Raw genomic sequence first — 1,202 nt, 5'->3', positions numbered from 1 at the left:
GCCCTGCAACACGTGGCGGATGTGCGTCAGGTGTTCGGCAACAAGTTTGCGCCCAAGGACGTGATGATCGGCGAGACCGGCTGGCCCAGCGAAGGCCGCCAGCGCGAGACCGCCCTGCCGAGCCGAGTCAACGAAGCCAAGTTCATTCGTGGTTTTGTCGCGATGGCCGAAAAGGAAGGCTGGCACTACAACCTGATCGAAGCGTTCGACCAGCCATGGAAGCGTGGCAGCGAAGGCGCGGTTGGCGGTTACTGGGGTCTGTTCGACGCGGATCGTCAGGACAAAGGCGTACTCGCCGGGCCGGTGACCAATGTGCCGTACTGGAAGGAATGGCTGGGCCTCGGCGGACTGATTTTCCTCGGTACGCTGCTGCTCGGCGGCCGGGTGCGCAGCACACAATCGGCATTGATCCTGCCGCTGCTCGGTGCGGTGGCTGCCTGCTCGATCGGTGCCTGGGGCGATCTGGCGCGGGTGACCACGCGCTTTGCCAGCGAATGGCTGTGGGTCGGCTTGCTGACCCTGTTGAATCTGTCAGTGCTGGTGCACGCTGCGTTGACCTTGAGCGCCCGCCAGGGCTGGCGTGAACGCGCGTTCAATTGGCTGGAGCGCCGCGCCGGGTGGCTGGTCGCTGTGGCCGGTTTTGCCGCTGCGGTGATGATGCTGGAGATGGTGTTCGACGCACGTTATCGCAGCTTCGCCAGCATGGCGTTCATTCTGCCGGCGCTGGTGTACGTGTGCCGCCCGGTCAGTGTGCCGCGCCGGGAAATCGCCCTGCTGACCTTCATCATCGGCGCCGGGATTGCCCCGCAGCTGTATGAAGAGGGATTGTTGAATCAGCAGGCGTGGGGCTGGGCGCTGGTCAGTGGCTTGATGGTGGCGGCGCTTTGGCGCTGCCTGCGGGTTCGCAAGGGCTGATCTTCAGCGTCTGAACCGGCCTCATCGCTGGCAAGCCAGCTCCCACAGGTTTTCGGGGCGTACACACATGCTGTGTTCACCCACGCCCTTGTGGCAGCGGGCTTGCCCGCGATGACTGACTGTCAGGCGCTACGGGACGCCCGGACCAGGCGCAACCCGGCAATCACCAGCGCAAACACCGCCAACGTGGTGTTGTACAACGCCAGCGCCGGCAGGCCGAACGCCAGCGCGAGCACCGCCAGCCACCACCCTGCCCGCCCGGGCAACACAAACCCCAGCAGCGCCGC

General features: G+C 65.4%; 1 protein-coding gene. It reads left to right on the top strand.

What is annotated here, in order from left to right; genetic code table 11:
• The coding region (locus DBR24_RS13390; RefSeq protein WP_256591460.1) for a glycosyl hydrolase family 17 protein at nucleotides 1-915 on the top strand (915 nt) is incomplete at its 5' end.
• Between the last annotated feature and the right edge of the window lie 287 nt (nucleotides 916-1,202).

Origin of the sequence: Pseudomonas sp. HMWF006 (assembly GCF_003061205.1) — a bacterium.
Classification (GTDB): domain Bacteria; phylum Pseudomonadota; class Gammaproteobacteria; order Pseudomonadales; family Pseudomonadaceae; genus Aquipseudomonas; species Aquipseudomonas monsensis.
The sequence above is the reverse complement of the archived record's forward strand: the minus strand, read 5'-3'. Positions and strand labels throughout refer to the sequence as shown.